This is a genomic window from Klebsiella sp. ZJOU C1, assembly GCF_035620215.1.
Taxonomy (GTDB): Bacteria; Pseudomonadota; Gammaproteobacteria; order Enterobacterales; family Enterobacteriaceae; genus Klebsiella; species Klebsiella variicola.
The window spans coordinates 652684-672631 of the sequence record NZ_CP141644.1; the positions used below are offsets into that span (position 1 = coordinate 652684).

Here is a 19948-nt window from a genome sequence, read left to right on the forward strand (position 1 = left end):
TTATGAAATCGTTAAACCGACAAGATTTTCCCGGGCCGCAGTACCCGACGCGCGCGATTCAGTTTGGCGAGGGCAACTTCCTGCGGGCATTTATTGACTGGCAGCTGGATCTGCTGAATGAGCAAACCGATCTGGCGGCGGGTGTGACCATTATTCGCCCGATCAACACCGCGTTTCCGCCGTCGTTAAATACCCAGGACGGACTCTATACCACGATCATTCGTGGGTTGAATGAACGCGGCGAGGCGGTGAGCGAATCGCGGATTATTCGCTCCGTTAATAACGAGCTCAATCCCTGGCAGGATTTTGCCAGCTATCTGGCGCTGGCTCGTAATCCGGCGATCGCGTTCGTATTTTCAAATACTACCGAAGCGGGTATTAGCTATCATGCCGGAGATCGGCCTGACGATAAGCCGCCGGTTAGCTTCCCGGCGAAGCTGACCCAACTGCTGCTCGAACGTTTCCGCCATTTCAATGGCGCTGCGGATAAGGGGTGGACGATTATCCCCTGCGAGCTAATCGACTACAACGGCGAAGCGCTGAAGGCGCTGGTGCTACGCTACGCCAAAGAGTGGCAATTGCCCGCGGCTTTTCGCGACTGGGTTGAGACCGCCAATACGTTTTGTTCAACGCTGGTTGACCGCATCGTCACCGGCTACCCGCGTGATGAAGCAGAAAAGCTGGAAGCGGAGCTGGGCTACCATGATGCTTTCCTTGATACCGCCGAATACTTTTGGTTATTCGTCATTCAGGGTCCGCAGGCGCTGGCGGAAACGCTGCGGCTGGATCGCTACCCGCTTAATATCCGCATCGTAGAGGATATCCGGCCCTATAAAGCGCGCAAGGTTGCCATTCTTAACGGTGCGCATACCGCGCTGGTGCCGGTAGCATGGCTGTGCGGGGTGGATACCGTTGGCGAAGCGATGCAGGACGAAGCCATTCGCCATTATGTACAGCAGACGATTGATGAAGAGATTATCCCGGCGCTCGATTTACCGGCCGAGGAGCTTCGTCAGTTTGCCGATGCGGTCACCGGGCGCTTTCTTAATCCCTATATTCGCCATCAATTGCTCGCCATCGCCCTGAACGGCATGACTAAGTTCCGCACCCGGATCCTGCCGCAGCTGCTGACGACAATCCGCCAGCACGGCGCGATCCCGCCGCGGCTAACGTTTGCCCTGGCGGCGCTTATCGCCTTCTATCGCGGCCAGCGCGACGGACAGGTGTATCCGCTGCAGGATGATGACGTCTGGTTAACCCGCTTCTCGCAAGGATGGAAGCAGGTGGCGAACGGGAGCCCGCTGCATGGACTGGTGCTGGAGGTTTTACAGGATAACGCGCACTGGGGCGAGGATCTGACGGCTATTCCCGGCCTTTCCGACCAGGTCACGCGCTATCTGGAAATGATTTTGCGCTCAGGAATGCGGGAGGCCCTGGCGCGGCTGTAACGGTTTTGTTATGCGGCGTCCGCGGATTTGGGCGCCGTTTTTTTTGTGCTCCGAACCGCAAAAAGTGAATTTAGCGCCAACGCCTGGTGGATTTCCCGCATCATAAGCCTCTGTAAGGTGAAGAGGGGGATGTCATGCGTAAAACGGAACTGTTGGCTTTTCTGCAAAATCAGACCGATTTTTTTGATCCGGATAACCTGAGCGAGGTCTTCACCGCTGGCTACCTGGCCCGGCGTTTTGCGATGCAAAGAAATACCGCCAGCCACTATCTGAATCAGTTGGTGGCCCAGGATGTGCTGGTGAAGATCAATACTCGACCAGTCTATTTCCTGCATAAAGCCGCCTTCTGCCAGCAGTTTTTCCCTCTTTCCCGCAGCGAGTACGCCAGCATGGCAGAACTGCTCGCAGAGAGCGACCGGCAGCCGGAGCAGGCGGATCATTTCTCATTGCTGACCGGCCATGACGGTAGCCTGCGCAAGCCTATCGAACAGATGAAAACCGCGCTGTTTTATCCCAACGGTGGGCTTCCGCTGCTGATCGTTGGCGACAGCGGAACTGGCAAGAGCTATATGGCGGAGCTGATGCATGAGTTTGCTATCGCCCAGGGGCTGCTGCCGCCCGATGCGCCTTTTGTCAGCTTTAACTGCGCCCAGTATGCCAGCAACCCGGAGCTGTTGGCCGCCAACCTGTTTGGTTACGTCAAAGGCGCGTTTACCGGCGCGCAGAGCGATAAAGCCGGGGCGTTTGAAGCGGCAAACGGCGGCGTGCTGTTTCTCGACGAAGTCCACCGCCTGGATGCGCAGGGGCAGGAGAAGCTGTTCACCTGGCTGGACCGTAAGGAGATCTATCGGGTGGGGGAAACGGCGCAGGGGATGCCGATTTCGCTGAGGCTGGTGTTTGCCACCACCGAAGATATTCACAGCACGTTTCTGACCACCTTTATTCGTCGTATCCCGATCCTCGTTAGCCTGCCTGATTTACAGACCCGCAGCCGCCACGAAAAAGACGCGCTCACGCTGCAGTTTTTCTGGCAGGAGGCGCGCACGTTGGCTACCCGGCTGCAGCTGACGCCCCGGCTGCTACAGGTGCTGACGCACTATGTTTATCGCGGTAACGTCGGTGAGCTGAAGAATGTGGTGAAATACGCCGTGGCGTCGGCCTGGGCCAGGTGTCCGGGCAGCGAGATGCTTACCGTGACGCTGCACGATCTGCCGGAAAATATCATGGCTGCGACGCCGGCGCTCAGTGAAGCGATGGGCCAGCAGGAGCCGCTGCTTATCGAGCCGCAGACCAGCCTGGTCTGGCTGCTGCGCGCGCGCGACCCGATTCAGGGGCTGATTTATGATACTCAGTGCCGCGTTCTCGCGCTGTATGAGGCGGTGCAGAGTAAAAAAACGCTCTGGGAAGAGGCGCAAAAAAGCATGGGCGAGGAGATTGAAACCCTCTTCGATCGGCTGATTTTCGATAATCACGATGCCAATAGTTCGCATATGCTGCTACTGATAACGCATCAGGTGCGGGAGGAGTTTTATCGCCTTGAAAAGCGCTTCAATATCCAGTTTAACGGCAACTGTATCTACGCTTTAAGCCACTACCTGATACATCGTTCCCGGCAGGGGCCGTCCACGATGAGCAACGAGAAAAGCCGCCTGCTGGAGGATTTTCTGGCGCAGAAATATCCGCTGCTGTATCGCTTTTGCGAAGAGATCCTCGCTGCGCTGGCGCTGAAGCTGGACATTGAACCCCGGCGCATTGACCTGCTGCTGCTGGTGCTGTGGTTACAGAAAAATGGCGCCATCAGCCAGCAGCAGGTGACCCGGGCAATTATCCTCGCCCACGGTTACGCCACCGCCAGCAGCATCGCCAACGTGGCGAACCGGTTGCTGAAAAGCCAGCTGTTTGAGTCATTCGATATGCCGCTTGACGTGACGCCGGAGGCTATTGCTAACCAGGTGATGGCCTGGATTGAGAGCCACGCTCTGGCGTCAGGGTTGATCATTCTGGTCGATATGGGATCGCTGAACGCCATTCATCGCCATTTTAACCGTCGGCTGAGTACGCCGATGGCGATAATTAATAACGTCTCGACCGGGATGGCGATGTACGTTGGGGAGCGCATTTTGCAGGGCGTTATGCTGGAAGATATCGTCCGCGACATCGGCGATGACCTTGCGGTTGAGCACCAGCTCTATTACCCGCAAACCGATAAACCGCGGGCGATTCTTACGACCTGCGCCACCGGTCTGGGCGCGGCGGCGAATTTGTCGGCGCTGTTAAAAGCCAGCATTCCTGAAGCGCTGGGGATCGATATTGTGGCCTGTGATGTGGAAACGCTCGCCGATCCCGCGCGGCGGCAACCGATGCTCAGCCGCTATGAGGTGTTGGCGATCGTCGGTACCCTGGATCCGCAGCTTGCCGATCTGCCGTGGATCTCGCTGGATTCGCTGATTTCCGGCCAGGGCAGCCGCCCGCTGATGCGTATCTTCGGCGAGCTGACCTCCTCTGAACAAGTCAGCGAGATCAATAACCTGATCCTGAAAAATTTCTCGCTGCGCCGGGTGATCGAGTCGGTGACGATCCTCGATACCGCAAAGGTCATCAATCAGGTCGAGCAGTTTTTACTGCGCTATGAGCATCTGGCCGGCTGCGACGTGCCCAACGATCGCAAGGTGGCGCTGTATGTGCATATCAGCTGTCTGATAGAGCGCCTGATCCGCAACGCGTCGCCATCCCATTATTCCGGAAGGCAGTGTCCGCAGAGCGAGCTGGCGACGCTCCGCGAGGCTTTTAGTGTCATAGAGAGCGGGTATAGTGTCAAAATCCCCGTCGTCGAGCTCTGCTACATTCATGATATCCTGACGCGGGAAACGGAATTTATTCAGGAAGATCAAGAGTTTTAGTTCCCTCAGTCCGTTCGTCTTTGCGCTAACCAGCGCGCCACTGTTTCTGGCACGCCGGTTGCAATTAAGAAAGCAGTGGAATGCGCTTTCGAGGTAAGGATGAAACGACACTATATTTTTGCCAGCCATGGCACCTTTGCTAACGGTTTGCTGAACTCCGTGGAGCTAATCCTCGGTAAACAGCCGGATATTCATACCCTGTGCGCCTATGTAGAAGAGGAGTCCGATCTCACGCAGCAGGTGGAGGCGCTACTGGCGCGTTTCCCGGCACAGGATGAGCTGATAGTGATTACGGATATTTTCGCCGGTAGTGTGAATAACGAGTTTGTGCGTTTTTTATCACGCCCACACTTCCATTTATTATCCGGTTTAAATCTGCCGTTAATTATTGACTTGCTGATTTCCGCAGCGGAAGAGAATACTGAAAAATTAATTACCGAAGCATTAACTAGCGCCAAAGAGAGCATTCAGTACTGCAATCAAACGATTGCCAGTGCGATGACTATGGATAAAGACTTCTGAAATGAGGAAGCATGATGATTACGTTATTAAGGGTAGACCATCGATTACTTCACGGCCAGGTGGCCTTTTCCTGGACCCAATATGTCGGCGCCGATTGCATTTTGATCGCCAACGACAGTGTCCCTGAAGATGAACTGCGGAAAACCACCATTAAGCTTGCCAAACCGCCCTCGGTAAAACTGGTGATTAAAAATATCAATGATGCTATTGAGGCGATAAAAAGTGGGGTGACCGATAAATATAATTTATTTATTGTCGTGGAATCGGTCAATGACGCCTGGCGTATTGCCAGCGCTATCGGGGAAATAAAAAGCATAAATCTCGGCGGAATTAAGGCTAAAGAGGGCAGTAAAAATATCTCTAAGGCGATTAATTTACTGCCGACAGAAATAGAGCAGCTACAACAACTGGTGGGGAAGGGCGTCGAGGTGGAGATTCGCCAGGTCCCGAACGATCGCAAACAGCTTTTTACGGAATGCGTGTAATTCCGGAGGACAGATTATGGTAGAGGCTCTCTTACTGGGTCTGGTGGCGTTTATCGCGCAATCGGAATATGCCTTAGGGACGTCGCTGATTTCCCGGCCTATCGTCACCGGGCTGCTGACCGGACTGGTGCTGGGGGATGTACAGACCGGCGTCATTATGGGCGCGACGCTGGAGCTGGCGTTTATCGGCTCTTTCTCCGTTGGTGCCTCGATCCCGCCCGACGTGGTGACGGGCGGTATTCTCGGCGTGGCGTTCGCCATCACCTCCGGCGCGGGCACGGAAACGGCGCTGTTGCTCGGCCTGCCTATCGCCACCCTGACCCTGATCCTGAAAAACGTTTATCTGGGGATGTTTATCCCGATGCTCAGCCAGAAGGCGGACGGGTATGCGGAACGGGCGGATACGCGGGGCATTGAGCGGATGCATCTGATTGCCGGCTTCGGGCTGTCGCTGACGCTGGCCACGGTGGTGACCGTTTCATTCCTGGTGGGCAGCAACGCGGTGAAATCCCTGCTCGATACCATCCCGGAATTTATCAAACACGGGCTCAGCGTCGCCACCGGCATGATCCCGGCGCTCGGCTTCGCGATGCTTGCCAGGTTGCTGATTAACAAGAAAGTTGCGCCGTACTTTTTCCTCGGCTTTGTGCTAATGGCTTATTTGAAAATCCCGGTGACCGGCATCGCCATTCTCGGCGCCATCGTGGCGGTGGTCATGGTTAACGTCACCGCGTTGAATTCACCTCGTACGACGACAGAACAAGGAGTCAGCGATGACGACGAAGACGATTTCTGAAGAGACCCTGCAACCGCAGGAGCAGGAAGAAACCCGGATTACGCCACGAGATTTACGCCGGGTGTTCTGGCGCTCCTTCCAGATGGAGTTCTCGTGGAACTATGAGCGGCAGATGAATCTCGCCTTTGTTTACGCGCTGATTCCGGTGCTGAAAAAGCTCTATCCGCGCAAAGAGGAGCTAGCCAGGGCGCTGAAACGTCATCTGGTGTTTTTCAATACCACGCCGCATATCGTCACCCTGCTGCTGGGGATCACCACGGCGATGGAGGAGAAAAACAGCCAGCAGAAAAACATGGATGCCACTGCGATTGATAACGTCAAAGCCTCGCTGATGGGGCCGCTGGCCGGGCTGGGGGACTCTTTCTTCTGGGGGACGCTGCGCCTGATCGCCACCGGGATCGGCACCAGCCTGGCGCTGAAGGGCAACATCCTCGGGCCGATCCTGTTTCTGCTGGTGTTTAACGTGCCGCACATTCTGGTGCGCTGGTGCTTTACCCGCTGGGGCTACGTGCTGGGAACCGGGGTCCTGCAGCGGATCCAGAAGAGCGGAATGATGGAGAGCCTGACCTACGGAGCGTCGATTATCGGCCTGATGGTGGTCGGGGCGATGACCGCCTCAATGATCGATATCACCATCCCTCTCTCCTTTGGTGCCGGAGAAGCCAAAACTCAGGTGCAGGACATTATCAATGACATTCTGCCCTGCATGCTGCCGCTGGTGAGTTTTGGCATCGTCTACTGGCTGCTGGGACGGAAAGTTAAACCGCTCTCAATTATTGGCGGCATGGCGCTGGTAGGCATTCTGGGTTCGTGGATCGGATTGTTTTAACGGGAGTGAGCTATGCGACCAACAATGATGACCTATATCCGTGAAGAGCCGGCCTGCCTGGCGCAGATCCTGCGTGGCTACCGGCAAAAGCTGGCGGCGATTGAGACCTTTGCCCGCCAGCACCCGGTACGCCGAATTTTGCTGCTGGCGACCGGATCGTCGCTGAATGCCGCGCTGTGCGCGCGCTATTTCTTTGAACAACGCTTCGGTGTGCTGGTTGACATTAAAGAGCCGTACAACTTTACCCATTACGAAGCGATCGACCCGCATACCGATCTGGTGGTGGCGATTTCACAGAGCGGGAAAAGCGCGTCAACGCTGGAGGCGATGCGTAAGGTACAGGCCTCAGGACTGCCGGTGTTTGCCCTGACCTCCGACCCGCAAAGCCCGATAGCCCGCGCTTGCGATGGCGTTCTGGATATCAATACCGGGATCGAGAGCGTAGGGTTTGTGACCCGCGGTTTTAGCGCGACGGTGCTGAATCTGTTGCTGATAGCGCTGATCATTGCTCGTCAGCAGGGGAAAGTCAGCGAGGTCGAGGAGCAGCACTATCTCGCTGAATTCCAGCGGCTGCTTGCGGCGATCCCGGATGTTATCGCCCGCACCTCGCGCTTTATCGACCGGTATAGCGAAACGCTGCGGAGCGGGGAGCGCTTTGTCGCCACCGGCTACGGTGCGCTGGTTGGCGTGGCGAAGGAATTTGAAACCAAATTTACTGAAACGGTGCGCGTGCCTTCCAGCGGCTTTGAGCTGGAAGCCTATATGCACGGTCCCTATCTGGAAGCCAACACCCGCCATGTGATGCTGTTTATTGAAGATGCGCCTGATGCGCGAACCCGGGCGCTGCGGGACTATATGGCGCCGTCCATTGCCCGGGCTTTTACGCTAACGCTGAGCGATGACGAGGATGCGCAGACGCTGGCGCTAAACTGTCCGTGCGAGCATCACCTGGCGCCGCTGTTGCTGATTGTTCCCGTCCAGATGCTGGCCTGGCATACCGCCGGACTGAAAGGCATCGATCTGGCTAAACGTATTTTTGACGATTTTGACCGCGTATTAAAAAGTAAAATCTGAATATTCAGGAGAAAACTATGTTGGGTTTTAATCAGGACGAGTACCTGACCAGTGCTCGCGAGATCATCGCTGCGCGTAAACAGGCTGAAACCGTGGCCGACGATATTTATGACAGCGGCTGCAGCGCATTATTTTTTGCCTCGGTAGGCGGTTCTCTGGCACCGATGATGGCCATTAATGAGTTTGCCAAAGAATTAACCAGTGTGCCGGTATATCTTGAGCAGGCGGCCGAATTAATTCATCGCGGACATAAAAAATTAAATAAAGATGCAGTTGTCGTTACGTTATCTAAATCCGGTGATACCAAAGAGTCGGTGGCTATTGCCGAGTGGTGCAAGGCGCAGGGGATCCGCGTGGTGGCTATTACCCGTCATGCCGACTCGCCATTGGCCGCCGCCGCCAGCTGGCATATTCCGATGTGCCACAAAAACGGTGTGGAATATGAATATATGCTGCTGTACTGGTTATTCTTCCGCGTTATTTATCGTCACGGCGAGTTTGAAAATTATGCGCGATTTGCCAGCCAGCTCGAATTACTGCCGGAAAATCTTCTGCAGGCCAAACGCCAGTTCGATCTCCAGGCGGATAGCATTGCCGCACAATACCACGACTGCGACTATATGATGTGGATTGGCGGCGCGGAAATGTGGGGCGAGGTTTACCTGTTCTCAATGTGTATTCTCGAAGAGATGCAGTGGAAGCGGACGAAATCCGTGAGCTCGGCTGAATTTTTCCACGGCACCCTGGAGCTGCTGGAAAAAGAGGTCCCGCTGTTTCTGGTGAAAGGAGAGGGGAAATGCCGGGCGCTGGACGAGCGCGTCGAACGCTTTGCCGAAAAGATAACTGACCATCTGGTGGTGATCGACCCGCGCGACTATCCGCTGAACGGCATTGATGACGCGTTCCGCTGGATTATGGCGCCGTGCGTGGTGTCCACCCTGCTGGTGGATCGGCTGGCGGCCCACTTTGAACACCATACCGGCCACGACCTCAATATCCGCCGTTACTACCGTCAGTTTGATTACTAAGCCATGTTGATGGCGGCCAGCCGGGCTGGCCGCCATGCTATTCTCCGAGGCGCTTCCCAGAAAATTATCGTCAAATCCATTCGGGTAAAAACCGGTGGTAGAGTCCGGCTTTCCTTCTCTTTCAGGCAAGCGGATGGCCATGAAAAAACGGATGACCTCGACGCCGCACGATGCGGTCTTTAAACGATTTCTTCGCCACCCGGAGACGGCGAATGATTTCCTCGCCCTCTACCTTCCCGAAGCGATCCGCCAGCAGTGCGATTTCGCTACCCTGAGACTGCAATCGGCGAGCTTTATCGATGAGGATCTGCGCGCCTGGTATTCGGACGTCCTCTGGTCGGTGCAAACTACCTGCGGTGCGGGGTATGTTTATGTGGTGATAGAGCATCAGAGCTCACCGGATAACCATATGGCGTTTCGCCTGATGCGCTATGCGATTGCCGCAATGCAGCGCCATCTGGATGCCGGGCACAAAACGCTGCCGTTGGTGGTGCCGATGCTTTTTTATCACGGTGTGACCAGTCCATACCCCTTTTCCCTCAACTGGCTGGATGAATTTGCCGACCCGCAGCTGGCGAAGAGGCTCTACGGCAGTCAGTTTCCATTGATCGACGTCACGGTCATGCCGGACGATGACATCGTGCAGCATCGGCGGGTCGCCCTGCTGGAGCTGATGCAAAAACATATTCGCCAGCGCGATCTCAGCGGCATAACGGAGTCGTTGGCGGCCGTTGTGATGCTGGGATACACTAACCGTCGGCAGTTGAGAATGCTGTTTCACTATATGCTGCAGTACGGTAATACGGCCGAGCCGGGCGTGTTTCTCCGCCGGCTGGCCCGCCGTCTGCCACAGTATGAGGAGACACTGATGTCTATCGCGCAAAAGCTTAAGCAGGAAGGTCGGCAAGAAGGTCGGCAGGAAGGTCGACTAGAAGGCCGGGAAGAAGGGCACCAGGAGGGCTTGCAGGAAGGAAGCCGGCGCGAGGCGCTGCGCATTGCCGGCAGTATGTTACAAAATGGCCTCGACAAAGAGATGGTACAGAAAATCACTGGACTGTCGGCTGATGAACTACAGCCGCTGTAGGGTTAACGCCCTGCCACGGCAACCGTTGCCCGGCGCGGAAACCCGCCGGGCAGGATGGTTTTAGCCTTCGCTTTTCACCACTTTGATCTCCACCATGCCGATCCCCAGCTGACGTGGGGAGTGACCGAGGATATTGCCCTCGTTGGTGGACTGCGGGTCCGGCGGAGTGATTGTCAGGGTGTTGCTGCGCGACGGGTTGTCGAAATGCAGCGTCGTAGTGGTCACATCATTGGCCAGCGTAAGCACTTGCTCACTTTCACCTACCCGCACCGGGATCGGCTTATTGGCGTTTGGGCCGTAAGCTTTGGCGGTGATCACCAGATCAAATTTTTCCGGTAGCGGCTCTTTATATTCAATCTTCACGTCGCTGCCCAGCTGGGCATTGGACCACCGCCCCCAGGACTCGGGACGCGAAATGCCGCTGAACTGCTTGACCTCTTCCGGGGCGCCGGCGACGTTAAACACGAAGCTGTCGGCCTTGTAGCGAATATCGTTGTCGACGACTTTTAGCGTATCGACGTTCCCCTTATAGCGCTCCATATCGATAAGGGTATCCCTGAAAGCGGTTTTGCCTTGCCACTGCGGCTTATCGACGTGCTGAACCTTTTGCTCACCGCCCAGCTGCCCCTGCGAGACGCACCAGTCGGTAGAGAGCGCGAGTTCAGGCGCCCACAGCTGCCCCATTTTATAGCAGCGATCGACCCAGACGAAATTATCCCGCGGCGCGAAATCGGCCAGCTGGAAGCGCAGCGGCGCGGAGTATTCGCTCTCCGGCAGCGGTTCAACGCGCTGGTTTGATACCCTGAGCAGTAGCGGCAGACGGAAATGGCTGCCGGAGAAGGCGATCATGTTCTTCTGCGAATCGATGGTGAAGTTTTTCATCTCTTTCGGGAAGTTCCACAGGCGGATCACGTCCGGTTTCCAGGCTAGGACCTTCTCTTTCATATTCATGAAAATACCGGAGAGCGACTGGCCGGAGAGGCTGCTGCGCCCGAGGCCGATATAGTTATCGCCGCCGAGAATATCGAGCACCGTCGCGCCGTTATCCATGGTGTTGCGTTTCACCGCCAGGGTCTCCTGCTGCGGTTTATCGCCGCGCAGGACGAAGAACAGATTGCTGCGATCGTGCTTGTTGAGGTAATCCCAGGCGCTGTTCTTCATGGCCAGGTGATCGGAAGAGACCACGATGACCGTGTTTTTGAAATAGGGTGAGGCTTTAATCTTCTCTATCAGCGCGGCGATATGTTCCTGGCTGCAGCTAACGGCGCTGAAGGAGAGGTTTTTCTTACCGTCCACGTCATAGCGTTTACGCTCGCAGGTGCGCGAGATAAAGCCGTCGGGGTGGTGGGTATCCACCGTCAGGGCGAACAGCGAGAAGCGTTTACCGGAGCGCGACAGCTCTTCGAATTTTTTCCACGTCTCATCGAGCACGGTGTCGTCATAGAAGCCCCAGTCGTTGCGATAGGCGGGATCCGCTACCGTAGTTTTGAGCTCTTCCGCCCCGTACAGGTGATCGAAGCCGTGGGATTTGAGAAACACGTCTTTGCCGGCAAAGCGCAGGTTGGCTCCCTGCACAAAATAGTTTTCATAGCCGGAGTTTTTCAGGATATCGCCAAGGCAGATATTCTGGGGAAAGAAGCTGGAGACCGAGGCCGAGGCGTTGCCTTCAAACGGCGCGAACAGCGGAATGCCGCACTGCGAGGCGACCATACCGGCGATGGTGTAATCCGTCCCCGGGAGCTGCATGGTATTGCTGAAATCGAGGCCCTGATCTTTTATTTTGCCGAGCTCAGGGGTGAGGTTAGGAAAGGCGTCGTTATCAAAATAGGTACGCTCGAGGCTTTCGCCATAGATATAGACCAGGTTCAGCTGTGGATTGTCGATACGCTTCGACGGCTCTTTGTAGTATGCGGCAAAGTCCGGGTCACCTTCCCGTGACTGCGATTTCACCAGCTCGCTGATCTGATGGAAGGCCGGGCTGGCATCCACTGAGGCCAGCGCCAGCAGCAGCGCCGCCAGGCTGTAACCGACGTGATGAGGATGATGCCGACGGCGGCGCAGCACCCAGCCCAGCGCGCCAAAGACGGCAACCAGCGCGACGCCCACCCCGACGCCCGGCAGAATGTATTTGCCGATCCCGGCGCCAGTCAGGCTGTTGGTCAGGGTATAGAGCACCGCGTCGTTGATGCCGTCGCCGGTAAAGTAGTCGCTGGCGTAGAGGGTGATGTTCAGCACCACGAACAGACCTAACACCGTGAGCGTGGCGGCAAACCACCAGGTGTTACGACCCGCTTTCCAGGCATACAGCACCACCGAAGCTAAAAATAAGGCGATGGATAACAACTCTGACACAGCTCATCCTCATTAGCGCCAGTTGTCGGCTGGCAGAATAGATTACTTTTCACGCCACACTGTAATTGCAGCGCCATCTTGCTGCAATTCTAGCGTCATGAAACTGTGCAGTTATTCAGAATTGGTTTAGATGTTGCCTTTTTTGATCGGTGTCGCATCGGGTGTGGCGGGGAAGCGGAGAGGGAAAAAGGGTAAAAAAACCGTTTCAGGCCGCGCTGCCGTCGCGAAGGCAACAAACGCGGCATGAGCAGTACGTATCAGGAGAGGAAGTTAACGCCCTGTTTTAAGACCAGATCGCAGGCTTTGGTTTTCACCTGTTTCGCCAGCGAGCTGTTGCCAAGCGTATTCAGGTCCAGCTGCTGGCCGTTATTACTGTTGAGCAAGCCCTGCAGGCCATCAAGATAGTTGGTGTCTTGTTTCTGTTTTTCCGGCGTGCTGAGTCCCAGTTTATCCAGCACCTGGTTTTTGACGTTATCGGCGCTGGTCACGGAGGCCAGTTTCTGTTGCGCGCAATATGACAGGATCCCGGCCGCATTATTCATGCTGCTGGCGGTCAGAGACTGGCTGCTGCCGCTGAGCAGGCTGGTTAGCGAGGAGACGGACATGCCGCCGCTGCCAGCCTGGGTGCTGCTGCCGCTAAGCTGGCTGGCGGCGCTGTTAAGAGAATCCTGCCAGGAGGCAGCGTGAGCGCCGGCGAGGGTAAATGCACTGGCGGCAAAAGCGGCAAGTAAGCCATTTTTAAACGATTTCATAGACGGACTCATAAGCGTGACTGAATAATCGCTTTAGTATAACGCCGTCATCGTCCGGAAATCTCTTAATACTCCTTGCCAGTGACGCGGTGCCGGTAACTTTCCCAGTTGAAGATAACCCACAGACTGTTCCCCAGCCGCATACGGTCCATTACCCGTTCGCCGAGCAGCTTGTTCATCTCTTCCATATTACTGTTGGTGAGCATCCCGGTAGGCCGTTTGGATGAAGAACGACGGTCAACTATCTGATTGATAATGACCTTCTCATAGCGAGACTCCGTCTGCATACCAATTTCATCAATCACTAACAGGTCGACTTTGCTGAGGTCGCTCAGTAACTGCTCTTCGCTCGTTTCCCGGTTGCCAAAGGTATCTTTCATCGCCGACATAATATCGGCCACGGTGATGATTAAGACCGACTTCCCGCGCAGCAGCAGCTCGTTGCAGATGGCTGCCGCCAGGTGATTTTTGCCGGTCCCCGGTTTACCGGAGAAGATAAAGCTGGCGATATTGCCATCGAACTCTTCCACATACTGACGTGCGCGGGCGAGGGCGTTCATCTGTCCTTCGCACTCGACGCGGTAGTTATCAAAGGAACAGTTCTGATGCAGCGGGCGGATCCCTGAGCGGTTGAAGGTGCGCTGCATTTTCATCGCGCGATTCTCCCGCTCCAGCGCTTCGGAACGCAGCCGGCCTTGCTCTTTTTGCCAGGCCAGCAGTTCTTCGCCGGTTTTAAACGCCGGTTCGATATGGGCCGGCATCATTTTCTGCAGACGCTTCATCAGGTCGCCCACGTTTTTCATGCTCATCCTCGGAAACCTCGCGGAATATGACTGTCGGGTTCGCTCACGCTGTTCACATCGCGCTTCGGCTGTCCGCCGTTGCTGGCGCGGCTGATTTGCACGCTACGCGCCAGCTTCTGCTGCCACTGCACGTGGTGAAACACTTTACCTTCCGCCTGCCAGTAAGCGACGAAGGCAGCCAGCTCTTCCGGCGTGACTGGCTGGCTCAGGGCAATGCCCCACAGCGCGGCCAGGCGCTGAAAATCGGCGTCAGGCTGCCAGTCGGCGTACATGGCAAATTTGCCCATTGGCACCGCAACTGGCGCCGCGGCGGGCTCCTCGAAAAACTGCGGGTCAAGGGCGATGTCGCTGCCGGGGCGCGCCAGTCTGGCTTCCAGCTCCAGCAGTTGCGCCAGCCGCGCTGGCGTCAGCGCATAGAATGCCGGCGCGTTATTGGCAAAAACGGCAACGGTGCCGTCAGTTGATTTCGCCAGCAGCGCCGCGTGCTGCTGGAGGAACTCTTCCAGGCCGCTAAAATGGGAGGTTAAAATTCGCGAAGACATAACTCTATCTCAACTCTGAACTGCAAAGAGTGGGGTGATCTGCACATAGTAGCACAGAGCCTATCGCGGAAGGAGCGTCGCGGCTGTACCGCGACGCCGGGATCAGACGCGAGGGCGCTTACGATACAGCCACAGACCGGGTATCGACAGGCCAATAGAAAGGGCGCCCACAATAGACGACGCCTTTAAAAAATTGCTCAGCAGCAAAATCATCATCTCTTCAGAATAGCCAAAATGGCTGATCTTTACCGCGGAGATCATCGCGGTATAGGCCGAGATGCCGGGAAACATCGGGATCACGGCGGCGACGGTAAAAATCTTCGGATGCGCCAGATACCAGCGTGACCACTGAATGCCGATGCTGCCCACCAGCAGCGCGGCGAGAAAGGTGGCCCATTCAATGTTAAAACCGGCGCTCATCATGACCATGCGCGAGCCGTGACCGATCGCCCCCAGCAGCGCGCACCAGCGCAAGGCGCGCTGGGGGACATTAAAGACCATGGCAAAACCAACGGCAGGGATTGCCGCCAGCAGCATGTCTTCCGCCAGTGCGAAAATAAACGAGATTATGCCCATCCGCGCAGCCCCCATACGGTCATCGCCATCACCACGCCAATGCAGGTGGCAAGGGTTAACAGGCTGGCGATCGCCCAGCGGGCGAGCCCCGTATTAATATGCCCTTTAAACATATCGGCGACGGCGTTGATCAAAGGAAAACCCGGAACCAGCAGCAGGACGCTGGCGGCCATGGCAATGGTCGGCGTACTGGCAAAGGCCTGGAGGCGCAGCAGCAGCCCGGAGATGGTTGTGGCGACAAAGGCGGTGATGCAGAAGTTGATCTGCGGATGCATGGACCGGTGGGTCAGCACCTGGCGAATGTACATGGCTACCGTACTGGCGCAGAAGCTGACCAGCGCACCGTCCCAGCCGCCGTTATTCAGTTTGCAGAAACAGGCGCAGGAGAGCCCCACCATGATGACCAGCAGCCAGCGCGGATAACGCAAGGGAACGATCTGCGAAAAGCGCTTCTCGACATCGCGATAGTCGAGCAGCTTATGTTCGGCGAGGATCACAATGTGCTGCACTTCCGTTACCACATGCATATTGATGCCGCGGTCGACATTTTTACGCGTTGAGGTGAGACATTCGCCATCTTTAATGGTGGTCAGCACGATGGCATTAGACGAGATGGCGCTTTCGACGCTGTCCATTCCCAGCGCCCGTCCGAGGCGGGTGGATAGCTCTTCCACCAGCGCACTTTCGGCGCCGTGCTGTAACAAAAAAAGACCACACTGGATGCACAATCGTGTGATTGCCCGCTGCTGTGACCGATCAACCTGCATAATTCCTCTGCTGTCCGCGACGTCTGGTTATCTGTCGATACTTTAACCTGAAGCGCCGTAGCGGCTGAGGGGGGCGGGATCAAATAATATGCAAAAATGTCCCGGCTGGCGGGGCGGCAGAATTTGAAGCATCCCACACTTTTGCCAGTTTGGTGAAAAGTGCAATTTTTGCCGCCATTCATCCCTTCTTTTTCCCGTCTGACTTATCAAAAATGCAGGAAAGTACTTTTATTAAACAAAAAATATACAAATAATTAACCCTGCAAGAGTGAGACAACCCTATGAAAACACAGGTCGCGATTATTGGCGCAGGTCCCTCCGGGCTGCTGCTGGGGCAGTTGTTGCACAACGCCGGGATCCATACCGTGATCCTCGAGCGTCAAACGCCACAGTATGTGCTGGGGCGCATCCGCGCGGGAATTCTGGAAAGCGGCACCGTCGATCTGCTACGCGAAGCGGGCGTGGCGCAGCGGATGGATGCCGAAGGCCTGGTGCATCATGGGGTGGAGTTTCTGTTTGATGGCCAGCGGGTACCCGTCGCACTGAGCGAGCTGACTGACGGCAAGAGTGTGATGGTTTATGGCCAGACGGAAGTGACCCGCGATCTGATGGCGGCCCGGGCCGCCAGCGGCGCGCCGATCGTCTATGGCGTGAGCGAGGTGGCTATTCATGACGCGAAAAGCGACCGACCGACGGTCACCTACCTCAGCGAAGGTGAAACCTGCCGCCTGGAGTGCGACTTTATCGCCGGTTGCGACGGTTTTCACGGGGTGTCACGGCAAAGCATTCCCGCTGACATTCTCAAAACCTACGAGAGCGTGTGGCCGTTTGGTTGGTTAGGCCTGCTGGCGGATACGCCGCCGGTCAATCCGGAGCTGATTTATGCACACCATCAGCGGGGGTTTGTATTGTGTAGTCAGCGCTCACTTACGCGCAGCCGCTATTATCTACAGGTTCCGCTGAGCGATAAGGTTGAAGCCTGGTCGGACGAACGTTTCTGGCAGGAGCTGAAAAGCCGCTTGCCGGAGGACCTGGCATCCAGGTTAGTGACTGGTCACTCACTTGAGAAGAGCATTGCCCCGCTGCGCAGTTTCGTGGTGGAGCCGATGCAGTATGGGCGGCTGTTTCTGGTGGGAGATGCGGCGCATATCGTTCCGCCAACCGGCGCCAAAGGGTTAAACCTGGCGGCATCGGATGTTAACTACCTGTGGCGGATCCTGCGTGAATACTATCATCGTGGCCGCAGCGATCTGCTGGCGACCTACTCGCAACTGGCGCTGGATCGGGTGTGGAAAGGGGAACGCTTTAGCTGGTTTATGACTCGCCTGCTGCATGATTTCCCGGACCAGAATGCGTTCGACGCCAAAATGCAGGCCGCCGACCGCCGCTACTACCTTGGCTCCCGCGCCGGGCTGACCACCATCGCGGAAAACTACGTGGGCTTGCCCATGGAACGCGTTACCTGACTAAAGAGGAGTGATTATGCCGCCCATGCAAGTCGTCCCCGTATTTAAGCTGTATGGCGAAGAGCGCGGCTGGCCAACGCCGGACCTGCTGCACTGCGAGTCGATTTTGCAGCGTAGCAGTCTGTATGAGTGGCATATTCGCGTTCATCAGCATGCGGAAATGGTCCAGCTCCTCTACCTGCATCAGGGCCGGGCGGAGATCGAAATTGAAGGCGCCACCGCGGTGATGACGGCGTCCTGCATCCAGGTGGTTCCCGCCCTTTGTATTCATGGGTTTCATTTTTCACCCGGGACACAAGGGTATGTGCTCTCCCTGGCGCTGCCGCTGCTGAGCCGGTTTGAAAACCAGTTCGGCCAGCCGCTGGATGTGCTTAGTGTACCGCAGTGCGTGCCGGTAGGCCGTTCCCGGGGGCGTATGCATACGCTATTTTCGGCGCTTCGCGAGGAATATTGCGAAGAGCATGATGCCCGGGAGATGATGTTGTACTCGTTGCTGGGGACGCTGCTGGCCTGGCTGAACCGGCAGTGCCGCCCCGCACCGCCCGCGGAAGATAAAGCGGAGCGGAAGCGCAGTATGATGCGCCACTTTTCCCGGCTTATTGAGAGCCACTACCGGCAGCATCTCCCGCTGGCGGAGTATGCGAAGCTAATTGGGTTGTCGGTCACGCACTTAAATTATTTATGCCGCGAGTTCTATGGCTGTAGCGCGCTGGGGGTATTGCATCAACGCCTGATGCTGGAAGCGCGACGCAATCTGCAGTACACCCGCATGACGGTAACACAACTCTCTGATTACTTAGGGTTTAGTGATGCTGCCTATTTTTCTCGCTTTTTCCGCCGCTATAGCGGGATGTCGCCTAAAGCATTTAGAGAAACAATCAAAGATAATGCTTTATAACTCACGTGCCTGAAATTATTTTTGCTAAATAATAGTTTTATCTTTTCTAATTTATTAGCGCAGGAGCGTCTGTGCTAATATTAATCGCAAGTATACACAGCAATAATATTTACACGGTATGACCACGGTTCGGTCGTTACGTATACCGTGTACGCAGGCCATGAATATACTTTTTATATTCATTCAGAGAATGATAAGGCGATGATGTTAAGCGCCGATTGTTTGCCGGCAGGCGAAGGAACTTCGACAGGAAGCGGAGGTGTTATGTTACCAGGACAAGGTAAGTTTGGTGTTGTTATTAGTAAAATTCCCGTCATGCAGTCAGGGTTAAAGGTTATCTTTAATGAAAATCTCCCTGATTACGAACTCAGTTTTTGTCGTTCTCATGATGAGCTCACCCTTTTGCAACTGCGGCGGGCAGTGCTGGTCGTCGCGGATATCTCCGGCGAGATTGCGCATCCCCGTGCCGTCTGCGAGCGGTATTACTCTCTGATGACGCAGTATCGTGATATTCACTGGGTTTTTATGGTCAGTGACAGCCTCTATCCATTGGCCGTTGAGCTTTTAATTCGCCCTGAAAGCTCGCTGATCTCGGAGAGTGAGCCGGTTAACCGGTTGATTGAGGTGATTTGCGCCGGCAGTCGTGCCGCTGAGCAAATTAGCCGGACGTTGTTCACCGGAGACGAGGATAGCGATTTCGCAAGCTACCACTCTGCGGCGATGCTGACCCTTTCGGAACGCAAGGTTTTGCGTCTTCTGGCAAAGGGATGGGGAATCAATCAGATCGCTGCGCTGTTGAAAAAGAGCAATAAAACCATCAGTGCGCAGAAAAATAGCGCAATGCGACGCTTATCACTGCGAAGCAATGCTGAAATGTATGCCTGGATCAACAGCGTGCAGGGAATGCAAGAGCTGAATATCAATTCAGCTTACGGGGAGCAAATGGAATGGAAAAAAATAGCACAACCCGCCATGTCGCCATCGTAGAGAAATGTGTGATGACGGAAATGGCCTGGCGCTATATCTTTAGTCGTGAAGATAATAGCCGATATCATATTCATCTGTTTAAAAATGTCAGTATGCTCAGGGCGGCGGAAACATCGTTTTCCTGGTCGGCCATTATCTTTTCTCTTTCGGGAAGCCGTTCTTCACGAGCTGAGAGTCTGCTTTTTGTTCATGAAATGGCGCGGTGTCGGCCGGAAGTCCAGGCAATTATTCTGGCTAATAATGAAAGTGAAATGCATCTGATCGGCCATCTTATGCCGGCTTGTCTGCATGGCATACTGAATAAATCCGCGCCGCGACGCTGGTTACAGGAGCGTTTGTTACAGTTGCTGGATAATCATCACCTCAGCGGCAGCGAACAATTTTGCGACAGAGAGGCGTGCAACGATCCGCTAAGTCCAACGGAGCACGCCATCCTTCGGTATATGTCGTGGGGATATTCGCTTTCTGATATTGCGATACAGCTGAACCGGAACATTAAAACTATCCGCGCGCATAAATTTAACGCCATGACCAAGCTCGGGGTTCGCTCAGACATCGGTTTATTAAACGCGGCGGATATCTTGCTGCATTTACCGATGAGCGGCGCGAACAACGCCGTTAAACAGGTGGCGTAACGCG

19 protein-coding genes are annotated in these 19948 nt (G+C 55.5%); 13 read left to right on the plus strand and 6 right to left on the minus strand.

Annotated features, from left to right (window positions below):
- The first annotated feature begins 2 nt into the window (after window positions 1-2).
- The 9 genes from SPE70_RS03070 to SPE70_RS03110 all read left to right on the plus strand — a co-directional run bounded on the left by SPE70_RS03070 (window position 3) and on the right by SPE70_RS03110 (window position 10166).
- Window positions 3-1448, plus strand: coding sequence for a tagaturonate reductase (locus SPE70_RS03070; RefSeq protein WP_022065574.1), 1446 nt, complete (start codon window positions 3-5; stop codon window positions 1446-1448).
- A gap of 134 nt (window positions 1449-1582) precedes the next feature.
- Window positions 1583-4348 (plus strand): sigma 54-interacting transcriptional regulator, encoded by a 2766-nt coding sequence (locus tag SPE70_RS03075; RefSeq protein WP_063106320.1) that lies wholly within the window; start codon window positions 1583-1585, stop codon window positions 4346-4348.
- A 99-nt stretch (window positions 4349-4447) separates the two neighbouring features.
- Window positions 4448-4870, plus strand: coding sequence for a PTS sugar transporter subunit IIA (locus tag SPE70_RS03080; protein ID WP_012542942.1), 423 nt, complete (start codon window positions 4448-4450; stop codon window positions 4868-4870).
- Between the two features lie 14 nt (window positions 4871-4884).
- On the plus strand, window positions 4885-5355 hold the full coding sequence (locus tag SPE70_RS03085) for a PTS sugar transporter subunit IIB (protein ID WP_012968994.1): 471 nt from the start codon (window positions 4885-4887) through the stop codon (window positions 5353-5355).
- 16 nt (window positions 5356-5371) lie between these two features.
- A complete protein-coding gene (locus SPE70_RS03090; protein ID WP_064170630.1) occupies window positions 5372-6151 on the plus strand; it encodes a PTS mannose/fructose/sorbose/N-acetylgalactosamine transporter subunit IIC in 780 nt (259 codons plus the stop codon).
- On the plus strand, window positions 6129-6980 hold the full coding sequence (locus tag SPE70_RS03095; protein ID WP_012542940.1) for a PTS system mannose/fructose/sorbose family transporter subunit IID: 852 nt from the start codon (window positions 6129-6131) through the stop codon (window positions 6978-6980). Before SPE70_RS03090 ends, SPE70_RS03095 begins: the two co-directional genes overlap by 23 nt.
- A gap of 12 nt (window positions 6981-6992) precedes the next feature.
- Entirely contained in the window at window positions 6993-8054 is a 1062-nt protein-coding gene (locus SPE70_RS03100) for an SIS domain-containing protein (protein WP_032732468.1), read from the plus strand.
- A 17-nt stretch (window positions 8055-8071) separates the two neighbouring features.
- A complete protein-coding gene (locus SPE70_RS03105; protein ID WP_008807549.1) occupies window positions 8072-9082 on the plus strand; it encodes an SIS domain-containing protein in 1011 nt (336 codons plus the stop codon).
- A 133-nt stretch (window positions 9083-9215) separates the two neighbouring features.
- Window positions 9216-10166, plus strand: a complete 951-nt coding sequence (locus tag SPE70_RS03110) for an Rpn family recombination-promoting nuclease/putative transposase (protein ID WP_162823402.1) — start codon at window positions 9216-9218, stop codon at window positions 10164-10166.
- A gap of 60 nt (window positions 10167-10226) precedes the next feature.
- Here the strand turns inward: SPE70_RS03110 and opgB are convergent, their stop codons facing one another.
- The 6 genes from opgB to SPE70_RS03140 all read right to left on the minus strand — a co-directional run bounded on the left by opgB (window position 10227) and on the right by SPE70_RS03140 (window position 15958).
- Window positions 10227-12518: a phosphatidylglycerol--membrane-oligosaccharide glycerophosphotransferase gene (opgB, locus tag SPE70_RS03115; protein WP_012542938.1), complete on the minus strand. Its 2292-nt coding sequence runs from the start codon at window positions 12516-12518 to the stop codon at window positions 10227-10229.
- Between the two features lie 257 nt (window positions 12519-12775).
- Window positions 12776-13270, minus strand: coding sequence for a YjjA family protein (locus SPE70_RS03120; RefSeq protein ID WP_008807546.1), 495 nt, complete (start codon window positions 13268-13270; stop codon window positions 12776-12778).
- Window positions 13271-13335: 65 nt separating this feature from the next.
- Window positions 13336-14073, minus strand: coding sequence for a DNA replication protein DnaC (gene dnaC, locus SPE70_RS03125; protein ID WP_008807545.1), 738 nt, complete (start codon window positions 14071-14073; stop codon window positions 13336-13338).
- A 2-nt stretch (window positions 14074-14075) separates the two neighbouring features.
- Window positions 14076-14615 carry a primosomal protein DnaT gene (dnaT, locus tag SPE70_RS03130; protein ID WP_012968990.1) on the minus strand — a complete coding sequence of 180 codons (540 nt, stop codon included), beginning with the start codon at window positions 14613-14615 and terminating at the stop codon, window positions 14076-14078.
- Between the two features lie 102 nt (window positions 14616-14717).
- Complete coding sequence (locus tag SPE70_RS03135) at window positions 14718-15191, minus strand: threonine/serine exporter (protein WP_012542936.1); 474 nt, start codon at window positions 15189-15191, stop codon at window positions 14718-14720.
- A complete protein-coding gene (locus SPE70_RS03140) occupies window positions 15182-15958 on the minus strand; it encodes a threonine/serine exporter family protein (protein WP_040972793.1) in 777 nt (258 codons plus the stop codon). Before SPE70_RS03140 ends, SPE70_RS03135 begins: the two co-directional genes overlap by 10 nt.
- A gap of 281 nt (window positions 15959-16239) precedes the next feature.
- On the opposite strand from SPE70_RS03140, the gene pobA reads away from it, so the two are divergent.
- The 4 genes from pobA to bglJ all read left to right on the plus strand — a co-directional run bounded on the left by pobA (window position 16240) and on the right by bglJ (window position 19944).
- Window positions 16240-17424: a 4-hydroxybenzoate 3-monooxygenase gene (gene pobA / locus SPE70_RS03145; RefSeq protein ID WP_022065581.1), complete on the plus strand. Its 1185-nt coding sequence runs from the start codon at window positions 16240-16242 to the stop codon at window positions 17422-17424.
- A 16-nt stretch (window positions 17425-17440) separates the two neighbouring features.
- Window positions 17441-18322, plus strand: coding sequence for a helix-turn-helix domain-containing protein (locus SPE70_RS03150; RefSeq protein ID WP_049163119.1), 882 nt, complete (start codon window positions 17441-17443; stop codon window positions 18320-18322).
- A gap of 264 nt (window positions 18323-18586) precedes the next feature.
- Window positions 18587-19309: a helix-turn-helix transcriptional regulator gene (locus SPE70_RS03155; protein WP_008807539.1), complete on the plus strand. Its 723-nt coding sequence runs from the start codon at window positions 18587-18589 to the stop codon at window positions 19307-19309.
- Window positions 19270-19944 (plus strand): DNA-binding transcriptional activator BglJ, encoded by a 675-nt coding sequence (bglJ, locus tag SPE70_RS03160; protein WP_043875832.1) that lies wholly within the window; start codon window positions 19270-19272, stop codon window positions 19942-19944. The genes SPE70_RS03155 and bglJ overlap by 40 nt, the downstream gene beginning before the upstream one ends.
- Window positions 19945-19948: the final 4 nt, after the last annotated feature.